At 72.0% G+C, this 16810-nt stretch carries 15 protein-coding genes and 1 pseudogene; 10 read left to right on the forward strand and 6 right to left on the reverse strand.

The features are described 5' to 3' along the window. Positions 1-162: 162 nt before the first annotated feature. On the reverse strand, positions 163-786 hold the full coding sequence (locus tag AB0J86_RS36320) for a LysE family transporter (RefSeq protein WP_363862683.1): 624 nt from the start codon (positions 784-786) through the stop codon (positions 163-165). Positions 787-1159: 373 nt separating this feature from the next. Between AB0J86_RS36320 and AB0J86_RS36325 the strand changes: the two genes are divergently transcribed. The 7 genes from AB0J86_RS36325 (at position 1160) to AB0J86_RS36355 (ending at position 8111) form a co-directional block, all read left to right on the forward strand. Beyond that, positions 1160-2059 carry a polymorphic toxin type 44 domain-containing protein gene (locus tag AB0J86_RS36325; protein WP_363862564.1) on the forward strand — a complete coding sequence of 300 codons (900 nt, stop codon included), beginning with the start codon at positions 1160-1162 and terminating at the stop codon, positions 2057-2059. A 274-nt stretch (positions 2060-2333) separates the two neighbouring features. Next, positions 2334-3053: a C40 family peptidase gene (locus AB0J86_RS36330; protein WP_363862567.1), complete on the forward strand. Its 720-nt coding sequence runs from the start codon at positions 2334-2336 to the stop codon at positions 3051-3053. Positions 3054-3070: 17 nt separating this feature from the next. Continuing rightward, complete coding sequence (locus AB0J86_RS36335) at positions 3071-4381, forward strand: NlpC/P60 family protein (RefSeq protein WP_363862570.1); 1311 nt, start codon at positions 3071-3073, stop codon at positions 4379-4381. Positions 4382-4573: 192 nt separating this feature from the next. Continuing rightward, positions 4574-5593, forward strand: coding sequence for an NADPH:quinone reductase (locus AB0J86_RS36340; protein WP_363862573.1), 1020 nt, complete (start codon positions 4574-4576; stop codon positions 5591-5593). A gap of 220 nt (positions 5594-5813) precedes the next feature. Beyond that, positions 5814-6173 (forward strand): hypothetical protein, encoded by a 360-nt coding sequence (locus AB0J86_RS36345; protein ID WP_363862576.1) that lies wholly within the window; start codon positions 5814-5816, stop codon positions 6171-6173. A 22-nt stretch (positions 6174-6195) separates the two neighbouring features. Next, positions 6196-7464: a sensor histidine kinase gene (locus AB0J86_RS36350; protein WP_363862579.1), complete on the forward strand. Its 1269-nt coding sequence runs from the start codon at positions 6196-6198 to the stop codon at positions 7462-7464. Then, entirely contained in the window at positions 7461-8111 is a 651-nt protein-coding gene (locus AB0J86_RS36355; RefSeq protein ID WP_363862582.1) for a response regulator transcription factor, read from the forward strand. The genes AB0J86_RS36350 and AB0J86_RS36355 overlap by 4 nt, the downstream gene beginning before the upstream one ends. A 169-nt stretch (positions 8112-8280) precedes the next feature. On the opposite strand, the gene AB0J86_RS36360 is transcribed toward AB0J86_RS36355, so the two are convergent. Beyond that, a complete protein-coding gene (locus tag AB0J86_RS36360; protein WP_363862585.1) occupies positions 8281-8526 on the reverse strand; it encodes a S1 RNA-binding domain-containing protein in 246 nt (81 codons plus the stop codon). Between the two features lie 295 nt (positions 8527-8821). Here AB0J86_RS36360 and AB0J86_RS36365 point away from each other — a divergent pair, with 295 nt between their 5' ends. Next, positions 8822-9385: an NAD(P)H-dependent oxidoreductase gene (locus AB0J86_RS36365; protein WP_363862588.1), complete on the forward strand. Its 564-nt coding sequence runs from the start codon at positions 8822-8824 to the stop codon at positions 9383-9385. Between the two features lie 56 nt (positions 9386-9441). Here the strand turns inward: AB0J86_RS36365 and AB0J86_RS36370 are convergent, their stop codons facing one another. Continuing rightward, complete coding sequence (locus tag AB0J86_RS36370; protein WP_363862591.1) at positions 9442-9927, reverse strand: hypothetical protein; 486 nt, start codon at positions 9925-9927, stop codon at positions 9442-9444. A gap of 143 nt (positions 9928-10070) precedes the next feature. Further along, a complete protein-coding gene (locus AB0J86_RS36375) occupies positions 10071-11711 on the reverse strand; it encodes a fatty acid--CoA ligase (protein WP_363862686.1) in 1641 nt (546 codons plus the stop codon). A gap of 69 nt (positions 11712-11780) precedes the next feature. Between AB0J86_RS36375 and AB0J86_RS36380 the strand changes: the two genes are divergently transcribed. Further along, entirely contained in the window at positions 11781-12275 is a 495-nt protein-coding gene (locus tag AB0J86_RS36380; RefSeq protein WP_363862594.1) for an NUDIX domain-containing protein, read from the forward strand. A 70-nt stretch (positions 12276-12345) separates the two neighbouring features. Here the strand turns inward: AB0J86_RS36380 and AB0J86_RS36385 are convergent, their stop codons facing one another. Next, positions 12346-14016, reverse strand: coding sequence for an MDR family MFS transporter (locus AB0J86_RS36385; protein WP_363862597.1), 1671 nt, complete (start codon positions 14014-14016; stop codon positions 12346-12348). 248 nt (positions 14017-14264) lie between these two features. After that, positions 14265-14810 carry a type 1 glutamine amidotransferase domain-containing protein gene (locus tag AB0J86_RS36390; RefSeq protein ID WP_363862600.1) on the reverse strand — a complete coding sequence of 182 codons (546 nt, stop codon included), beginning with the start codon at positions 14808-14810 and terminating at the stop codon, positions 14265-14267. A 194-nt stretch (positions 14811-15004) separates the two neighbouring features. On the opposite strand from AB0J86_RS36390, the pseudogene rfaE2 reads away from it, so the two are divergent. After that, positions 15005-16747, forward strand: a pseudogene (gene rfaE2, locus AB0J86_RS36395) (D-glycero-beta-D-manno-heptose 1-phosphate adenylyltransferase); the annotation flags it as partial. Between the last annotated feature and the right edge of the window lie 63 nt (positions 16748-16810).

The following is a 16810-nucleotide window of genomic DNA, read 5'->3' on the forward strand; positions in this document are numbered from 1 at the left end:
CACCTCCACGCGCGCCCCCTCGCCCGCGTGCGGGCGGGGCCGCGCCCCGGCGCCCCCCCCCCCGGGCCGGGGGCCCCCCCGCCGCCGTGTCGGGAGGGCCGCGCCGCCGTGTCGGGAGGGCCGCGCCGTCGTGTCGGGAGGGGCGGTGCCGGACCGCCGGGCTCAGCCCAGCCGCCCGGTGACGGTCCCGAGCGCGAGTACGAGCATGAGCAGGCTGGAGACGAGCGCGGTGGCCAACTGTCCCCGGGGCCCGGCGAGCAGCCGCCCGACCAGCGAACCGCCGATGGCGATCAACAGTTGCCAGCTCGCCGAGGCGACGAACGCGCCCGCCGCGAAGAGCAGTTCGCCGGCGGGACCCAGCCCGTCCGCGGCCTGCCGGCCGAGCACCAGCGCGGCGAAGTACACCACCGTCATCGGGTTCAGCAGGGTCAGCGCCAGCAGCGCGCCGTACGCCCGGCCGGGCGTGGTGAGCCCGGACCCGGACCGGGCCTTGGCGTGGTGGTCGCGTACCGCTCGGACGGCCGCGCGCCCGGCCATCCAGACGAGTACGCCGGCCGCGAGCCACCGCAGCGGTCGCGCGACCGGCTCGATCAGCCCGGCCAGGACCGCCCCGCCCAGCACCGCGCTCGCCGCGTAGATCCCGTCAGCGGTCGCCACCCCCATCGCCGCGGCGGCGCCGACCCGCCAGCCCGCGCGGGCGGCCAGCCCCATCACCAGGATCGCGATCGCACCCACCGGGATCGCGACGCCGTAACCGGCGAGCATCCCGGCGAAGACGGCGCTCATCGCCGTCGGGCCGCCGCCGCTCCCCACCGGCGCGAACGCTGCTGTCGTCCGAGGGCCGCGGCCGTCGGGACAGTTCCAGCGCGAGGGTTCGACTCGATCACGCGCCCATCCTGGCCCGACCGCCGATCGGCCGCGACCCGTTTTCACCCGCTCCGGCCACGGTGGATGCGCCCGTACCGCCGGCCCGCGTCCGGGTCGTTCCCGTACGCCACGACCACTCGACGGAACGGCAACGGAACGGTTCTGCTCGATCGACGAAAACCCATTTTCCGGTGCGCGGCCCGCGCCCGGAATTCTCGCCGCTCTCCGACGAAGGAATCGTCGTGGACAGCCGGCGGAGAAGTCGTGATGAGCAGCCGACGGAGGAATCGTCATGAACAGCATCGTGAAACAGCGTGTCGTACCCCTTTTGCTGGCGTTGACGACCATCGGCGGCGGCGTCGCCGCCGTCACCGGTGTGAGCCAGGCGAAGGGCGCGGAGGGCCCGCGCACGCAGATTTCGTTCTGCGCCCAGAGCGGCGCCCTGCGGGGCGGTTACGCGATCGCCAAGGGCGGCCGGGACAAGAGCGGAAAGGCGGTCAAGGCCAGAAAGGTACGCCTGCGCAGCGGCGGACAGTGCGACAACCTGTCCGGCGTCTGGTTCCGGGACAGGACGAGCATCTCCTGGTACGCCCTGAGCGGGAAACGGTACCGCACGACCACCTGCGAACTGCTCTTCCCGAAGAACGGCGGGACCTGGCAGCGGTGCAACGAGACGCCCGTGCACGACCAACTCGTCGACTACATCCACCAGGAGATCGTCGGGAACCAGCACACCAGCGCGTTCCAGGAATTGCGCCGCCAGTGCGCGAAGGAGGGCGTCGCCCGGACCGGCTGCTATCTCGCGTTCACCTACCTGGTACGCCCCGGCGCCCGCTGGGACCACAAGGGTGAGATCGGGCAGAAGTGGGGCAAGGACGGCCTGCTCGACACCGGGGCGTACTGGTTCCCGGTGCCCGGGACGCGCTACCTGCTCTCGTACGAGGTCTGGTCCAACCTGCACTACGGCTACATCGGCCGGGCGGCCGGCCTGACCGAGCCCGAGCTGCGCCTCGGCCATCAGTTGCCCGGCACCGGGCGTACCGACGACGGCGACCGCGCGATGGTGGAGTTGGGGCTGCGGCTCTACCGCGCGCACCCCGTCACGGTCACCGAGGACGACATCCGCAGGGTGATCCTCGACGCGCTGCCCGAGCTGACGAAGAGGGGCAAGGCGCGGCACCTGGACAGCTGACCCCGCCACCGACGACGTGCCCGTCCGGCCCACGCCGGGCGGGCACGCGCCGTTCTCCACGGCTGGTGGGCGAGGGCGGAAGCCGGTCGGGACAGCGGTCGCGTCGAGCGCCGGGCCCCACCGGACCGGGACGGAACAGGCCGCCCGACCGGGACGGAACAGCCCGCCGGGCCGGGACACGAGCGGGAATTTCCCGTACGGACCGAAGCCTCGCGGGACACCTCGCCAACCGGTGCACTCGTTACGACACCCCGACAGTGATGGAGGTAGACCGATGAGGAAGCTGTTCAGCAAGGTACTGCGGGCGTACCGCCGACCGGCGGCGCACCGGTCGACCGCGTCGACGCGCAGCGAGCGAGCGCCCGGACCACGGCGCCCGCTCAGGCTCCTGGCGGCCCTGGCGTTCGTCGCCGCCGCCGTCGTCGGCGTCGGCGGTCTGGCCAGCGCCAAGTCGACCACCACCTGCTCGGGCGGCGTGGCCGAGAAGGCGCTCTGCATCGCCCGGAAGCAGAAGGGCGACCCGTACGTCTGGGGCGGCAAGGGAGCGGGCTCCTTCGACTGCTCCGGCCTCACCTACTACGCGTACCGCAAGGCCGGCCTCAACTGGAAATACCGGGTCGCCGACGACCAGTACCGCTACGGGGTGGACCACGGCCGGGCCGTCTCCACCAAGAATCTCGCGCCCGGCGACCTCATCTTCTTCAACTGGGACGGCGGCGAAATCGACCACGTCGGGATCTACGCCGGAAACAACCGGATGGTCCACGCGTCCAGCAGCCGGGGCAAGGTCGTCGAGACCACCCTCAACAGCTATTACCGCAGCCACATGCTCGGCAAGGGAGTACGCCTTTCCGCCTCCGCCCCGAAGCAGCCGAACGGCGGTACGTCGAAGCCCAAGACGACGGAGCCGAAGCCGAAGAAGACCACCAAACCGACGAAGAAACCGGACCCCGAACCGACCCTGGTCGAGATCTACTCCTACTCCCTCGCCTAGTTCTGAGGATTCCGACGATGATGACGAAGCGACTCTCCAAATTCCTCCCCCTCGCGTTCGCGACCGCGCTCATCGGCGGCGTTCTCGCCGTGGCCGGTGGATTCGCCAGCGCGGCTCCGAACTGCGACGGTACGGTCAACCAGAAGGCGCTCTGCCACGCCAGGGAGCAGGTCGGCAAGGACTGCGTCTGGACCGGAAAGAAGTCCGGCGACACGGACTGCGCCCGGTTCACCTACGACGCCTACCGCAAGGCCGGCCTCAAGGAGACCTACCGCGACCCGGCCGCCGAGTACCGCTACGGCGCGCAGCAGAAGTGGACGGTCCCCGCCAAGGAGCGCAAGCCCGGCGACCTGCTCTACTTCGATTCGCGCGGGGACGGGACCGACCGGGTCGGCCTCTACGCGGGCGACAACAAGATGGTCTTCGCCACCGGTGACTCGACCTCGAAGCGGACCGAGGGCATCAAGCTCGTCGAGATCACCGCGGCCCGGGCCAAGCAGTTGAAGCCCCTCGCCGTCCGCCCGGTCGTCAAGTCCGTGCGGGCCGAGCCGGACGCGGCTCCCGTCGCGGACGACGACTCCACCCCCGACGCCTGCGGCACGGACGACCAGAGCCCGACCGGCGACCAGGAGGAGACCACCTCGGACGACCCGACCGGCAACGACGACGGCACGAGCGGCGACGAGGAAACCACCGACGACCAGGACCCGACCGGGAAGGAGACGACCGACGGCCAGGACCCGACGGGCGACGAGTCCGGCGAGGACCAGGACGCGACCGGCGACGACGGGAACGGCACCGACCAGGAGACCACCGACGAGCAGGAGACGACCGACGACCGGTCGGGCGAGAGCGAGGACGCCACCGACAACGAGGAAACGACCGACGACGACTCCGGGGACGACCAGTCGACCAACGACGAGGACACCACCGACCCGGACGAGACGACCAACGACGAGGACGCCACCGACCAGGACGAGACGACGGACCAGGACGAGACGACCGACGACGAGGAGACGGTCGACGACCAGTCCGGCGACGACCAGGACGCGGAGGACAGCCAGGACGCGGACGGCGCCACCGACGACTGCCCGAGCGGCGACGACGCCGGAGACGAGAACGGAGACGACACCACCAGCGATGACACCGGCGACGAGACCACGGACGAGACCAGCGACGAGTCGACGGACGAGTGCCTGGACACCGAGGTCGTGAGCCCGCGGATCGTGGTGGTGAAGCCGACCGGCGTCAGCGACAAGCCCGGATTCGTCGAGCCCGGCGAGCCCCTCGCCGCCGGCGCCGCGAGCCCGGCCTGCGACCGCCCCTGACGGCCGTACCCCGGCACCGGGACGGGTCGGCCGCTCCCCCGACCCGTCCCGGCCGTCGCCGCGGACAGCCCTCGGGACAGCCCTCGGGACGGGCCGCGCGGACGGATGACTGCCCGGCGGAGTTCGGCAGCCCCGTACGGCGGCGAGTTAGATGGTGGTGCTGGCAATCTCCGAACGAGTGAGGAGCCGTCGATGAGAGCAGTCGTCTACACCCGTACCGGTGACGAATCGGTGCTGGAGGTGGTCGACCGGCCGATCCCCGAGCCGGGGCAGGGCGAGGTGCTGGTCCGGATGGCCGTCTCGGGGGTCAACCCGACCGACTGGAAGTCCCGCCAGGGCGACGGATCGGCTCCCGCCGGCGGTTGGCAGATCCCGAACCAGGACGGCGCGGGCGTGATCGAGGCGGTGGGGCGCGGCGTCGACTCGGGGCTGATCGGCGAACGGGTGTGGATCTGGGAGGCGGCCCGCAAGCGCCAGTGGGGCACGGCGGCGGAGTACACGCTCGTTCCCTCCCGGCAGGTCGTACCGCTCGGCGGGGCCTCGTTCGACGTCGGGGCGAGCCTGGGCATACCCTTCCTGACCGCGCACCGCTGCCTGACGGTCGGCGAGACCATGCCGGACCGACTCGACGAGGGCGCGCTCGCCGACCACGTGGTCCTGGTCCAGGGCGGCGCGGGCGCGGTCGGAAACGCCGCCATCCAACTGGCCAAGTGGGCGGACGCGACCGTGATCGCCACGGTCAGCAACCCCGAGAAGGCGCAGCTCGCCGCGGCCGCCGGGGCCGACCACGTGGTCAACTACCGGCAGCAGGACGTGGTGGCCGAGGTTCGCAAGATCGCGCCCGACGGGGTGCACACGATCGTCGAGGTCTCCGCCGCCCGGAACGCCGAGATCGACGTACGGGTGGTCGCCGACGCCGGGGCGGTGGCCGTGTACGCCGACGACGGCGCGCCCGTCCAGCTGCCCGTACGGCCGCTGATGATGCGCAACGCCCGCTGGCAGTTCGTCCTCGTCTACGACATGCCACAGGCCGCCAAGGCCCAGGCCGTCTTCGATGTCGCCGCGCTCGCCGGCGAGGGTGGCATCCGCGTCGGCGCGGACGCCGGCCTGCCGCTGCACTACTACCCGCTGGCCGACGCGGCCGACGCGCACCGGGCGGTGCGGGAGGGCGCGGTCGGCAAGGTGCTCATCCTGACCAGCGAGCCCCAGTGACGGAATCACCCGTGGTACGTGCCGTTCGCGGTTGACGTCACCGACCCGACCACTCGGCTACGTGCTTCCACGCGTCCGGCTCGACCGATCGGTGGAGCCGCTCCACCGGCTGGGCGAGCGACGATTCCACCGCCGGCCCCGGAGATCGGGCGATCCGCGCCGCGTGCCTCCGTTGCGATGCTGACTCCCGTTGGCGAACGAGGAGACGGAGGCAACCGACATGCGTAACGTGGTCTGGCTGGTAGGCGGGTACGCCGCGGTGAGTGCGCTGGCCCTGGGGGCCGTGGCCGTGTTCCGGCACGACCCGACGATGGTCACCGACGCGGTCTGGGTCCGCGCCACCATCGTCGCCGCGGGATCGCTGCTCACGCTGCTCTTCGCGGTGCGGGCGGCTCGTGGTGACCGGCGGATGCTGCGGCGGCTGCGGATCGTCACCGCCGCCATGCTGGTCGCGGTCGTGGTGATCATCGCGCTGCCCGGGAGTTTCCCGCACTGGTTCAAGCTTGAACAGGGCATCTGCGGCCTGCTCCTGCTCGCCGTGGTCGTACAGATCAACCGGCGACCGGCGGTCCGGTCCTGATCGCGAGCTAGCATCTCCGGGGATGCAGAGCGGACAGATGACCTGGCCGGCGGGCTGGGAACAACGGTCCCGGCCCATGGTCACCGTGGTCCCGTACGTGATGCTGGCCGTCCTGGCCGCCCTGACCGTCGCGTTCAAGCACGACCAGCCGGGCTCCCTCGCCATCGACCTGGCGCTCTGCGCGGCGGCTGCGGTGTGGGGCCTGGCGCTGTTCACGCTGCGCCCGGCGTGGCGCGACCGGGCCGGCGTGATGGGCGTCTTCCTGGCCGGCTTGATCCTGTTCGGGCTGGTCATGGCCCTACGCGACCCGTGGTTCGGCGTCTACGCCACGGTGCTCTACTTCTACGCGTTCCGGATCATCGGCTGGCCGCGCGAGCTGTACTTCATCGCCAGCGTCGCGGTGGTGGCCGGCACGGCGCAGGCGTCCGGCCTGGACCTCGACTCGTGGGCGGGCCGCTTCGAATTCCTGGGCGTGCTGGCGGTCAACATCGTGCCGATGTGCCTGCTGGCCTGGCTCGGCGAGATCATGATGCAGCACCACGCCGCCCGGGAGGCGGCGCTGAGCGAGGCCCGGGAGGCCAACGAGCGGCTCGAAGCGGCGCTCGCCGACAACGCGGCGTTACAGGAACGGCTGGTCGAGCAGGCCCGCACGGCCGGCGTCCTGGACGAGCGGGCCCGGATGGCCCGGGAGATCCACGACACCCTCGCCCAGGGGCTGACCGGCATCGTCACCCAGCTACACGCCGCCGAGCACGCGGCCGACGACCCGGCCGCGTGGCGCCGGCACCACGCGGCGGCGACCGCGCTGGCCCGGGAGAGCCTGACGGAGGCGCGGCGCTCGGTGAACGAGTTGCGTCCCGAGCCGCTGGAAACCGGCCGCCTGGCCGACGCCATCGCCGAGGTCGCGGCCGTGTGGTCGGCCCGCCACGGCGTTGCGGCGCAGGTCACCGTCACCGGCGTGGCCCGTACCATGCCCGTGGAGGCCGAGGTCGCCCTCCTTCGTACGGCCCAGGAAGCCCTCGCCAACGTCGCCAAGCACGCCGCCACCGCCAGCCGGGTCGGTCTGACCCTCTCGTACCTGGACCAGCAGGTGGCCCTCGACGTGCGCGACGACGGGCCCGGCTTCGACCCGAACACCCAGCACAGACGGGACGGAGGCTTCGGACTGGTGGCGATGCGGCAGCGGATCGAGGCGTTGTCGGGCACGCTGCAAGTCGAATCGGAGCCCGGGTGCGGTGCCGGGGTCTCGGCCTGCCTGCCCGCTTCGCCGTTGCCGGAGGTGCGCTCGTGAACGACTCGATCAAGCTGCTGGTCGTCGACGACCACCCAGTCGTACGCGACGGGCTGAGCAGCATGTTCGCCCGCGACCCCGAGTTCACCGTGGTCGGCGAAGCGGCGGACGGCGTCGAGGCCGTCCGGCTGGCCGAGGCGCTGCGGCCGGACGTGATCTTGATGGACCTGCGGATGGCCGGCATGGACGGCGTCACCGCGATCGGGGAGCTGACCAGGCGCGGCGTACCGGCCCGGGTGCTCGTGCTGACCACCTACGACACCGACAGTCACGTGCTGCCCGCGATCGAGGCCGGCGCCACCGGCTACCTGCTCAAGGACGCGCCCCGCGACGAGCTGCTGCGCGCCGTACGGGCGGCCGCCCGCGGCGAGGTCGCGCTCTCGCCCACAGTGGCCGCCCGTCTGATGAGCCGGGTGCGCACCCCGGCGCCGTCGACCGGCCCGCTGAGCCAGCGCGAGCTGGAGGTGCTGCGCCTGGTCGCGTCCGGGCACACCAACCGGGAGGCGGCGGCCCGGCTGTTCATCACCGAAGCGACGGTCAAGACCCACCTGCTCAACATCTACGCGAAGCTCGACGTCAACGACCGCGCCGCCGCGGTCGCGGAAGGCTACAACCGGGGTCTGCTCGGCGCTTCCGGGCAGCCGTAACCACCGGACGAGCGTCCGTGCTGCGGCATCGCGGCGGCCGGTCGACGGCACGAACTCGCAGACCTTGCGCCGAACGTGTGTTTCGGAGGACGGATCGCCCACGATGGGCGCCGGGCCTCGGCCGCCGCCGGTGGTCGACCCGCCCCCCATATCAGCGAACTCGGCGGGATCAGAGCACCGACAGGCTCACCCGACGCTTCTCGGCGTCGAACTCCTTGATCCGCACCGGCAGGCACGCGCCGACCTCGGCTGGCGCCGCGCCCGTCACCAGGCCGGGAATCCGGTCGGCGACCTCCACCAGGGCTCCGAAGGGTACGACCTTCGTGACCCGGCCGTCGACGACGTCGCCGACACCGTGGCGGGCGACGAACTCGTCCCAGGCGGGCTGGGAAACTCCCTGATCAAAGCGGGACATGCTTTCACCTCCCTCCGTCGCAGACTCCGCTTCGCGGGTAGCTCCGGTGGAGGGGCGGGCCACGTGCCCGCCGAGTGATCAAGCGATGGCCGGGTGCCGCTTCCACTCACGGCACATGGCCGACCCGGCAGTCATGCCTCGCAGGCTATCAGCGTCCGTTCCCGGGGTACAGGACATCGACGGCGCACGAGGAGGTGATCCAGCGTACGGCCGGATTTATTTGACGTATCAGCAGTTGATGACTAACTTCGTTGACGCCTCAAGAGATGCGTCTGCAACAAACAAGGAGAACGGCGTGACCAAGATCGCGATCATCCTCGGGAGCACCCGGCCGGGCCGCAACGGCGAGGCCGTCGCCCAGTGGGTGTACGACATCGCCAGCAAGCGCGGTGACGCGGAGTACGAGATCGTGGACCTGAAGGACTACGAGCTGCCCCACCTGGACGAGCCGATCCCGCCGTCGATGGGCCAGTACACCAAGGAGCACACCCTCGCCTGGTCGAAGAAGATCGCCTCCTTCGACGGGTACGTCTTCGTGACGCCGGAGTACAACCACTCCACCTCGGGCGTGCTGAAGAACGCGATCGACTACCTCTACGCCGAGTGGAACAACAAGGCCGCCGGCTTCGTCAGCTACGGCTCCGTCGGCGGTACCCGGGCCGTCGAGCACCTGCGGCTGGTCATGGGGGAGCTGCAGGTCGCCGACGTACGGGCGCAGGTCGCCTTCGGGCTCTACACCGACTTCGAGAACTACACGACGTTCAAGCCGGCCGCCGGGCACGAGGACGTCGCGAACACGATGCTCGACCAGCTGGTCGCCTGGAGCACGGCGCTCAAGACCGTCCGCGAGGCGAGCTGACCCCACCACCGCCCCGCGATCCAGGGCCGCCGCCCCGGCACGTGCTGCCGCCCGGGTCAGGGCAGCTCCATCAGCTCCGTACGCTGGATCTCGGTGAGCGCCACCTCCAGGTACCCACTCAGCGGGCGGCCGACGGCGGCGAGCAGGTCGGCCACGAGCAGCGGGGCGTGGCGGACCACCGCCGGCTCGGCCGGGCGCTCCGCCTCCTCGGCCGGCTCGTGCACACCGAGCGCGCCGGTCAGCAGCACCACCAGCACCGCCGGGTCCAGCCCGGGAAACCACGGCAGGGCCCCCCGCGCGCAGCGCTCCAGCACCGCCTGTACGTCCTCGCCGGCGAGCCCGTCGGGGTGCAGCTCCTCCAGCAGCATCCGGACCACCGCGCCGAGCACCAGCCCGACGTGCTCCGGGTTGAGTGCGACCAACCGCGTCACCGCCGCCTCGTACGGCTCCGGCTCGCGCGCCCGGGCCGCCGCGACCGCGTCCTCGGCGGCCTCGGCGAGGACCCGGACCGGTGCCGGCCAGCGCCGTCCCTGACCGTTCATGGCGCCCCTCCCCGCTCGGGCCGGCCCCGATGGCCCGCCCCGGACCGCATCCTGTCACGGACCGGACAGGTCGCTCAGCAGCCTGCCACCGGGCGGGACCAGCGGCTCGGCCTGCCACCGGGCCGGGGCGCGGCGGGGCGCGCTCACTCGGCCAGCCGCAGCACCTCGATGAGCCCGTCGGCGTAGTCGGCGCGTACCCGCTTCTTGTCGAACTTGCCGACGGACGTCTTCGGTACCGTCTCGACGAAGGCCCAGCGCTCGGGGAGCTGCCACCGCGCCACCCGGCCGTCGAGGAAGTCGCGGAGCTGCTCCGGGCCGGCCGCCGCCCCCTCCCGCAGCACCACGGTCGCGAGGGGCCGTTCGTCCCAGCGCTCGTCCGGCACGCCGACCACGCACGCCTCCAGCACCGCCGGGTGGGCCATCAGCGCGTTCTCCAGCTCCACCGAGGAGATCCACTCGCCGCCCGACTTGATCACGTCCTTGGCGCGGTCGGTCAGGGTCAGGTAGCCGTCCGAGGAGAGGGTGCCCACGTCGCCGGTGCGCAGCCAGCCGTCGCGGAACTTCTCCGGATCCGGCCCGTCCTCGCCGACGTACCGGGCGGTCACCCACGGCCCGCGGACCTCGATCTCGCCCACTGACGTGCCGTCCGCGGGCATCGGGTCGCCGGCCGGGCCGACGATCCGGGCCGCGACTCCCGCGGGCACCCGGCCCTGCGTGTACCGGTACCGCCAGAACCGCTCGCCCTCCGCCCCGGCCGGCGGTCGGGCCACCGACCCGAGCGGGGACATCTCGGTCATGCCCCAGGCGTGGATCAGCTCGATCCCGTGCCGGTCGGCGTACGCGTGCATCAGCGCCGGCGGGCAGGCCGAGCCGCCGATGACCACCTCGGTGAGCGATGAGGTGTCGACGTCGTGCGTGTCCAGGTGGTGCAGCAGGTCGTTCCAGATGGTCGGTACCGCCCCGGCCAGCGTGGGCCGCTCGGCGGCGATCATGGCGGCGATCGGTTCGGCCTGCAGGAAGCGGTCCGGCATGACCAGCGACGCACCGGAGAGGAAGGCCGCGTACGGGATGCCCCACGACATCGCGTGGAACATCGGCACGATGGTCAGCTCCCGTACGGCCGGCCCGAGACCGAAGCTCTCCGGCAGGCAGATCTGCATCGAGTGCAGCCAGATGGAGCGGTGCGAGTAGGCGACGCCCTTCGGGTTCCCGGTGGTGCCGGAGGTGTAGCAGAGCGCGGCGGCGTCCCGCTCGTCCAGCTCGGGCCAGTCGTACCGGTCCGACCGGCCGGCGAGCAGCTCCGCCCAGTGGTGTACGGCGATCCGCCGCCCGGTCGGCGCGACGGCCGCCAGCAGCGGCTCGGGGTCGCCGCCCCCGACCACCACCACGTGCTCGACGGTGGTCATCTCCGGCAGCGCCCGGGCCAGCAGCGGGATCAGCGTCGAGTCGACCAGCACCACCCGGTCGCCGGCGTGGTTGGCGATGTAGGCGACCTGGTCCGAGTGCAGCCGCAGGTTGAGGGTGTGCAGCACGGCGCCCATGCTCGGTACGGCGAAGTACGCGACCAGGTGCTCGTTGTTGTTCCACATGAACGTGGCGACCCGCTGGTCGCCGGTGACCCCGAGTTCGTCGCGCAGCGCGTGGGCGAGCCGGGCTGCGGCGGCCCCGACCTCGGCGTACGTCATCCGGCGAGAACCCGAGCCGGTCCAGGTCGCGACCTCGGCCGTCGCGTGCACGGTGCTGGCGTGCTCCAGGATGCGGGAAATCAACAGAGGGAAATCCATCATCGTGCTACGCATGGGTAACAAACTAGTGTCACAGATCACACGTTGGGAACCCCGTAGATTCAGCGCATGGCCAGCATCTCCTGGGCGGAGTCCTACGTCGGGCAGCTCCGCGCCCTCGCCGGTGACCGCGTCCTCATGTTCGTCGGCGCCCGCGCCGTGGTCCGCGACGAGGCCGGTCGCCTCCTGCTGATCGAGCGCTCGGACAACAGCTACTGGGCGCTGCCCGCCGGCGCGATGGAGCTGGGCGAGTCGATCGCCGACTGCGCGGTACGGGAGGTGTGGGAGGAGACCGGGCTCCGAGCCAAGGCCGTCACGCCGTTCGCCATGTACACCGGCCCGGACCGGACCATCACCAACATGTACGGCGACACGTACCAGCTCTTCGTCGTCGCGTTCCGGGTGGACGAGTGGGACGGCACGCTGCTGACCACCACGGACGAGACGACGAACGCCGGCTTCTACCCGGTCGGGGAGTTCCCCGCCCCGATGTCCGGGGCGGTCGAGGAGACCCTGGCCGACCTCGCCGCCTTCGAGGCCACCGGCCGGCTCGTCATGAAGTGAGGCTGGGTCTCCCGCCGCCTGAACAAGGGTCCCCCGCCGCCGACGAGGCGGGGGACCCCGGTCGACGCGCCTAGATCATCGTTTGGCTCTGCGCCTCCATCTCGGCCGCCGCCTGCTCGTTCGACTCCTTGTCCAGGGTCTTCCCGCCCGGCGCGGGGCCGGCCTTGTCGCCGGGCGCGCCCGCGGCGGCCGGGGCGGGGCCGCGCAGCTCCCGGTTTGGCATGGCGAGCGTGACCGCCACGGCCGCGATCGCGATCAGGCCGGCGACCAGGAAGACCACGTGCAGCGCGGTGACGAAGGACTCCTGGATGGCGAGCCGTACCGGGCCGGGCAGCGCGAGGATCCGCGACGGCTCATTGATCGAGATGTTTGGTCCGCCCCTGCCGACCTGCGCCTGTTGCGCGGGTGAGAGCTGGGCGAGCGCCCCGGGCAGCCGCTCGGCCATCGCACTGGCGAGCCGGGTGGAGAGGACCGTACCGAGGATCGCCACCCCGAACGAGCCGCCCAGCGAGCGGAAGAAGGTCGCGGCGGAGGTACCGGAGCCGAGGTCGCGCGGCTCCACGGCGTTCTGCACCGCGAGCACCAGCGACTGCATGCAGAGCCCGAGCCCGATACCGATCACCACCATGTAGAAGAAGGCGAGCACCAGCGAGGTGCGCACCTGCAACTGGGTGAAGAGCAGCATCCCGAGGACCAGCACGGCCGCGCCGGCGACCGGGAACCACTTGTACCGGCCGATCTGGCTGATCGCCCGACCGGTCAGCACCGAGGTCACGATGATCCCCGCCATCATCGGCAGCATCAGCAGACCGCTGTCGGTGGGCGACGCGCCCTTGACGATCTGCAGGTACAGCGGGATGAAGATGATCGACCCGAACATCACCAGGCCGAGCACGAAACCGGCCGTGTTGGCCAGCGCGAAGGTCGGCCGGCGGAAGAGCCGCAGCGGCAGGATCGGCTCGGAGACCCGGGCCTCGACCAGCAGGAACAGCAGGGCGAGCACGCCGCCGGCCACGAAGAGCCCGATGATCACGCCGGAGGACCAGGCGTACTGGGTGCCACCCCAGCTCAGCGCCAGCAGCAGCGCGCTCACCCCGGCGACCAGCAGCCCCGCGCCGAGCCAGTCGATGGCGTGCTGCCGGCGCTGGAACGGGATGAGCCGCATCACGTGGTAGCAGATCACGATGGCGAGCAACGCCAGCGGCACGTTGATGTAGAAGATCCAGCGCCAGTTGTGCTCGGCGAAGTACCCGCCGACGAGCGGCCCGGCGACCGAAGCGAGACCGAAGACGGCCCCGAAGAGTCCCTGGTAACGGCCACGTTCGCGGGGCGACACCACGTCCGAGATGATCGTGAACGCGAGCGTCATCAGACCGCCGGCGCCGAGGCCCTGCACACCCCGCGTGACGATCAGCTCGACCATGTTCTGGGACAGCCCGGCGAGCAGCGAGCCGAGCAGGAACGTCCCGATCGAGAAGAGAAAGACCGGACGCCGCCCGAGCAGGTCGGCCATCTTGCCGTAGAGCGGCGTCGAGGCCGTCGACGCGAGCAGGTACGCCGTAACCACCCAGGAGTAGTGGTTGATGCCGCCCAGTTCGCCGACGATGGTCGGCAACGCCGTACCGACGATCGTCTGGTCCAGCGCGGCGAGCAGCATGCCGGTCATCAGGCCGCTCATCAGCAGCAGGATCTGCCGGCGACCGAGCTGCGAACGGCCGGGTTCAGCGGTAGCGGTGGTCATTGTGCCTTCTCCCCCACTGGGCACAGAAAATGCCTGACCGAGCCCGATTTGGCGGCGGCCGGGCGCCGTAGGGCGACCGCTGGCCGGCGACGGGCCGGATGGCGGCCACTCCCCCACTCTGTCACCGGACCCGGCCCGGGGCAGCGGAAATACGCTGTGATAGCGATCATGGCCCCGGGCGGTCATCCGGTCGCGCCGATCATCCGGTCGCGCCGGCCGGACGTGGCTCGGTCAGGCGCGCGGCAGGCTCAGTGCCTGCCCTCGGCGAACTCCTCCACGATCTTCTTGCAGAAGGCCGGCAGGTCGTCGGGCTTGCGGCTGGTGACCAGGCCGTTGTCCACGTAACACTCCTCGTCGACCCAGGTCGCGCCGGCGTTCGCGAGGTCGGTACGGAGGCTGGGCCAGGAGGTCAACGTACGGCCGGCGACCACCCCGGCGTCGATCATCGTCCACGGTCCGTGGCAGATCGCGCCGACGGGCTTGCCGGCGTCGAAGAACGCCCGGACGAAACGCAGCGCGTCCGGGTCGGTACGCAGGAAGTCCGGGTTCGCCACCCCGCCCGGCAGCACCAGCCCGTCGTACCGGTCCGCCTGGGCGTCGGCGACGGTCACGTCGACGTCGTACGTCTTCGACTTGTCCAGGTGGTTGAAGGACTGGATCGACCCGGGCTTGATCGAGACGAGGTCGACCTCGGCGCCGGCGGACTCGACCGCCTCACGCGGCTGCGTGTACTCGACCTCCTCCACCCCGTCGGTGGCCAGGAACGCGATGCGCTTCCCCGATAGTGACGCCATTTCGGGCAACTCCTTTCCACAGGTCGGGTTTGTCGTTCCCCGTCAGATCTCCTGCCCGGGCGGGAAACCCCTAAAACACCCGCCGGCCGTGATTCCGGTCCGGCCGGGCGGCGCGGGCCACCGGCGACGGCGCCTGCGGCCGGGCCGCGCCGGGCGAAGGTTTGAGCCGGTCGGGGCCGGGGAGTCGGGCGGGTATGGCGACAGCAGCAGCGGAGACGCGACGGCTCGCGGAGGTCGTCGAGAGCTGGTTCGGCCGGGGCGTCCTGGTGGTGGGCGACGCGATGCTCGACGAGTGGCGGTTCGCCGAGTCGGACCGGCTCTGCCGGGAGGCGCCGGCACCGGTACTCACCCTGCGGCGGCGGCTGGTGGCGGCCGGCGGCGCCGCGAACACGGCCGTGAACCTGGCCGCCCTCGGCGGCCGTCCCGCCCTGGTCGCACCGGTCGGCGCGGACGCGCCCGGTGACGAACTGCACGACTGCCTGGACCGGGCCGGCGTCTGGGACCGGACCGTGTCGCATCCCGGCCGGCCCACGCCGGTCAAGCGACGGCTGCTCGCGGCCGACCAGATCCTGATCCGCGAGGACGAGGGCGAGGCCGACGAGGAGCTGCCCGACGAGGGAGTGCACCGACTGATCAGCGCGCTCTCCTGCGCCACCGAGGAAATGATCGTCTACGGGGACGGGCAGGCGCCGACCCTGGTGGTCTGCGACTACGGTCTCGGCGCGCTGCCGGATCCGGTCCGCGCCTGGCTGGTGGCGCACCGCGAACTCTTCGCCACGGTGGCGCTGGACGCGCACGACCTGGCCGGCTGGCGCGGGCTCGCCCCGACCGTGGTGACGCCGAGTTTCGCGGAGGCGACCCGGCTGCTCAACGCCACCGCGCCGGCCGTACCGCCCCCGCCCACCGGGCCGGCCGTACCGCCCCCGCCCGGCGCCGCCGGCACGGGTACCGGCGGGACCGGGCCGGAGTCCGGTGGCACCGGCCCGGGATCCGGCGGTACCGCGGCCGTCACGCCGGAGGGCGGCGCACCCGAGACCGAGGGGCTGACCCTGACCGGCGACGAGATCGCCGTGGTCGGCCACGAGATCGTGGTGGCCGGCGACGGCCTCACCATGGTCGGGGACGGGATCGACCGGGTCGGGCTGGCCGAGTCGCGCCTGCCGGAACTGCGCGAGCGGACCGGCGCGGACGTCGTGGCGGTCACCCTGGACACCGAGGGCGCGGTGGTCGGCGGGGCGGACGGAAGCACCCGCCGCAGCCATGCCACGCCGGTGCCGGCGAGCCACGCGGTCGGCGCCGGCGACGCGTACCTGGCCGCGATGACCCTGGCCCTGGCGGCCGACGCGCCGCTGCCGATCGCCGCCGCGCTGGCGCAGCTCGCCGCGACCAGCACGGTCTCGGGCACCGGTACGTGCGTCTGCCGCCGCGACGACCTGCTCGCCGCGCTCGGTACCGCCATCGAGGACGGCACGCCGGCCCTGCTCGGCCACGACCGGCTGGCCGCCGTGGTGGACCGGCACCGGCACGCCGGGCGACGCGTCGTCTTCACCAACGGCTGCTTCGACGTGCTGCACCGGGGCCACGTCCGCTATCTCGAACAGGCGCGCGAGCTGGGCGACCTGCTCATCGTCGCGGTCAACTCGGACGACAGCGTACGGCGGCTGAAGGGCCCGGACCGGCCGGTGAACCCGGTCGAGGACCGGGTGGCCGTGCTGGCGGCGCTCTCCTGCGTGGACTACGTGGTGGTCTTCGAGCAGGACTCGCCGAGCGAGCTGATCGAGTCGGTCCGGCCCGACGTGTACGTCAAGGGCGGCGACTACCCGCCCGAGCTGGTGCCGGAGGCACCCCTGGTACGCCGCCTCGGCGGCGAGGTGCGCACGCTCGGGTACGTGCCGGACCGTTCCACCTCGGCGATCCTGGCCCGGATCCGGTCGTACGCGGCCGACCGCGCCGCCGGACAGCCGGTCGGCACGACCGAGGCCGGCCAGTTGGCCAGCACG

This window comes from Micromonospora sp. NPDC049559, from assembly GCF_040676675.1.
Taxonomy (GTDB): Bacteria; Actinomycetota; Actinomycetes; order Mycobacteriales; family Micromonosporaceae; genus JBFAPK01.

Bases quoted from the DNA above. Each gene is read 5' to 3' on its own strand.
- AB0J86_RS36320 (WP_363862683.1), bottom strand. From the start codon at position 786: ATGAGCGCCGTCTTCGCCGGGATGCTCGCCGGTTACGGCGTCGCGATC.
- AB0J86_RS36325 (WP_363862564.1), top strand. From the start codon at position 1,160: ATGAACAGCATCGTGAAACAGCGTGTCGTACCCCTTTTGCTGGCGTTG.
- AB0J86_RS36330 (WP_363862567.1), top strand. From the start codon at position 2,334: ATGAGGAAGCTGTTCAGCAAGGTACTGCGGGCGTACCGCCGACCGGCG.
- AB0J86_RS36335 (WP_363862570.1), top strand. From the start codon at position 3,071: ATGATGACGAAGCGACTCTCCAAATTCCTCCCCCTCGCGTTCGCGACC.
- AB0J86_RS36340 (WP_363862573.1), top strand. From the start codon at position 4,574: ATGAGAGCAGTCGTCTACACCCGTACCGGTGACGAATCGGTGCTGGAG.
- AB0J86_RS36345 (WP_363862576.1), top strand. From the start codon at position 5,814: ATGCGTAACGTGGTCTGGCTGGTAGGCGGGTACGCCGCGGTGAGTGCG.
- AB0J86_RS36350 (WP_363862579.1), top strand. From the start codon at position 6,196: ATGCAGAGCGGACAGATGACCTGGCCGGCGGGCTGGGAACAACGGTCC.
- AB0J86_RS36360 (WP_363862585.1), bottom strand. From the start codon at position 8,526: ATGTCCCGCTTTGATCAGGGAGTTTCCCAGCCCGCCTGGGACGAGTTC.
- AB0J86_RS36370 (WP_363862591.1), bottom strand. From the start codon at position 9,927: ATGAACGGTCAGGGACGGCGCTGGCCGGCACCGGTCCGGGTCCTCGCC.
- AB0J86_RS36375 (WP_363862686.1), bottom strand. From the start codon at position 11,711: ATGGATTTCCCTCTGTTGATTTCCCGCATCCTGGAGCACGCCAGCACC.
- AB0J86_RS36380 (WP_363862594.1), top strand. From the start codon at position 11,781: ATGGCCAGCATCTCCTGGGCGGAGTCCTACGTCGGGCAGCTCCGCGCC.
- AB0J86_RS36385 (WP_363862597.1), bottom strand. From the start codon at position 14,016: ATGACCACCGCTACCGCTGAACCCGGCCGTTCGCAGCTCGGTCGCCGG.
- AB0J86_RS36390 (WP_363862600.1), bottom strand. From the start codon at position 14,810: ATGGCGTCACTATCGGGGAAGCGCATCGCGTTCCTGGCCACCGACGGG.